Source organism: Streptomyces sp. NPDC006458 (genome assembly GCF_040612135.1).
Lineage (GTDB): Bacteria > Actinomycetota > Actinomycetes > Streptomycetales > Streptomycetaceae > Streptomyces.
This window is the reverse complement of sequence record NZ_JBEXPR010000084.1, coordinates 1-2,644: the sequence shown is the minus strand read 5'-3', so window position 1 is coordinate 2,644 and position 2,644 is coordinate 1. Positions and strand designations below refer to the sequence as shown.

Here is a 2,644-nt window from a genome sequence, read left to right as displayed (position 1 = left end):
CGCTCCGGCACCATCAAGGGCCTGAGCGCCGAGGTCGGCGCCTCCATCACCTCCGGCGCCGTCATCTGCGAGATCAAGGACTGACCCCCAGATCCCGACCACGTTCCCCGCGCCCGCCGTCAAGGGGCGCGGGGAACCGCACGACCGGCCCGCCACGACCGGCACTCGCGCACACCTCAAGCCCCACGGCGAAGAGGCCTTCCGGCGAGCCACCCGCGCTCAACGCCGCCGCATGTCGGTGGGCACCGGAGGCGGCGATGTGCTCCCGGCCGGCTCACAGTTCGGCCGTCCCCCGGCCTCGCCGCACAGGCCTCAGGCCGCCGAGGCCGAGGGGAAACGTCCCAGGGGCCGTCCGGGTCCGCGCCGATCCGGGCGGCCAGCTCGTCGGTGGTATCGCTGATAACATTTTTCGCCGGCGAGGCTTGTGGATGCTGCTCCCAAGGAGGGCCATCGTGGCTGGAGTGAGCACGACCGGTGTACGGCGCGTGCAACCACTGTCGGTGGTAGAGCAGGTGACCAAGGAGATCCGCAGGTCCATCCTCGCCGCCGACCTGCGTCCTGGCCAGGAGTTCTCCCTCCGGGAGATCGCCGGCCGCCTCGGGGTCAGCATCATTCCCGTACGCGAGGCGCTGCGCCATCTGGAGGGGCAGGGCCTCGTCATCACGGCCCGCGGGAAGAGCGCCATCGTCGCTCCCCTCAGCCACAGCGACCTGAGCGCCATCTACCGGCTCCGCCGCAGGATCGAACCGGAGCTCGCCGGGCGGGCCTGCGTGCTCCTGACCAGCCGTGATCACGATCGGCTGGCGGCGCGTCTGGCCACCTTCGGCGACCAGAACCTGGGCATCGACGAGATCTACGAGGCCCATCACGAGTTCCATCTCGATCTGCTGCGTCCCGCCGCCACCGAATGGGACCTGCGCATCCTCGGCATGCTCTGGCACGCGGCCGAGCGCTACGTCCGGCTCGCACCGGGCGGCCGCGACAGCGATCCCGACGAACCCCGCAGACGGGAGGCCGCGCTCGCCGAGCTGCTCGCCGCGGTCGCCGAGCGGGATCCGGGCCGTGCCGCCCAGGCGGTCATGCACCACCTGGACGTGAACGAGCAGATCGCTCAGCAGTGGATCGCGGCTGTCGCCGACTGAACCCCTCCCCGCCCGGCGCCACGGTGGTCGATCATGTGTCAGCGGCCCTGACGAGAACTCGCTGCACGGGGCTTCCAGTCATCACATATCACCGCTACCGCGGTGCCCGTTGGGGCATTAGAACCCGGGACCCGGGTCGCCGCCGCGCCGCCGGCATTCGGTCGCCGCGTCCAGCCACTCACCGGCGGGTTCGACGGCCTCCTCGCGCTCGATGCCGGAGTCCACCTCTCCGTCGGCCGGGCGGGCGTCGGCGGCGATGTCACGGGCCCGTCGGCACGGATCCGGGCCGCCAGCGCCTTGGCCCGCTGTGCCCGGTGCTCCTCATCCACGCCGCCCCCGCTTCCCCTTGCGCCCGCCCATCTCGCGTTCCGCTCGCACGAGTTCGGCCTTCCCCGCGGCCCGGATACGGAACGCGAGGCTCTTGAGTACGCTGCTCAGCCCCGGTGCGAACAGCAACACCAGGAACACGGCGACGCCGATGCCCGTCATCTCCACCGGAACCCCTCCAGTCTGCGGCCCGTCAGCGCCTCACCGTGAAGCAACGGCCGTACAGACTCCCCAGAGCCGCCAGGTCACCGGATTCTTGACACGGTCACCCGAGGTTTTTTCGGTAAGGGGGAGGACCCGCTCGGGTCTCCAACCACCAGTCGAGGCAGCCCGGCTGACGACACTTCACACACAGTCGCGGATGGGCGCTGCTGGAAGAGGTGATGCGCACCGCGACCACCCCGGGGCTCAGCCGCCGCCGCGGCTCTCGACCGCGGCCGCGACGTCGTCCAGGTCCTTGGCGATCGCCCGGCTGATCGCCCTCGTCCCGAGCCTGCCCAGGACCTTGGCGAGCATCCCCGCCGCGCCACCGGTCGGCACGCTGGTGAACGTCATACGGACCGTCGTGGTGGCCGGGCCGTCCGCCCTCAGCTCCCACTCCGAGATGTAGCGACTCCCGTGCGACTCGGCCTCCGCCACATAGCGCTGGGGTGGCTCGCTCACCGTCACCCACATCTCCTCGGTGGCGTCCTTGCCGAACATGCGCCGGGTCTCCCGCCACCGGGTACCGACGCCGAAGGGCTGTGGCGTGAGGATCTCCACCTTCGACACACCGCTCAGCACCCGCACCATGCCGGCGAGATCGGTCAGGGCCTCCCACACGGCGGGCTGTCCGGCACCGATACGCCGTTCCACGACGACGCTTCTGCTGGTCATGGAACCCATGAAAACACCACACCGAGAGGGCCGCCCCCCGACGGCGTCCCGGCGGGCGGATGTGGCGGGCGAGAATTGTTGATTTCTTTGCCGTTTACCGGGGAAATGGTTGACCGCGATCCGGGGATTGCTCCGGATGCCCGCCCGCTTCGGCTGGGTGATGATGGCCGTGGACGCAGTGCTTCTCTGCAGCGAAAAGAGGGAAGACAGTGAGCCTTTTCCAACCTGGTTCTGGAGTCCGACAGTTGGGCTGACAACGTGGTGAAGCCCCTGGTAGATGGGTTTTCGACCAAGAGAAC

General features: G+C 69.7%; 3 protein-coding genes. 1 reads left to right on the top strand and 2 read right to left on the bottom strand.

All coding sequences use genetic code 11. The annotated features are described in order from the left end of the window. The first annotated feature begins 452 nt into the window (after positions 1-452). Entirely contained in the window at positions 453-1,142 is a 690-nt protein-coding gene (locus ABZZ79_RS39595; protein WP_356697524.1) for a GntR family transcriptional regulator, read from the top strand. Positions 1,143-1,463: 321 nt separating this feature from the next. On the opposite strand, the gene ABZZ79_RS39590 is transcribed toward ABZZ79_RS39595, so the two are convergent. Together ABZZ79_RS39590 and ABZZ79_RS39585 are read right to left on the bottom strand one after the other, a co-directional pair. Then, on the bottom strand, positions 1,464-1,637 hold the full coding sequence (locus ABZZ79_RS39590; protein WP_356697526.1) for a hypothetical protein: 174 nt from the start codon (positions 1,635-1,637) through the stop codon (positions 1,464-1,466). Between the two features lie 240 nt (positions 1,638-1,877). Then, positions 1,878-2,345: an SRPBCC family protein gene (locus ABZZ79_RS39585; protein WP_356697522.1), complete on the bottom strand. Its 468-nt coding sequence runs from the start codon at positions 2,343-2,345 to the stop codon at positions 1,878-1,880. Positions 2,346-2,644 lie beyond the last annotated feature (299 nt).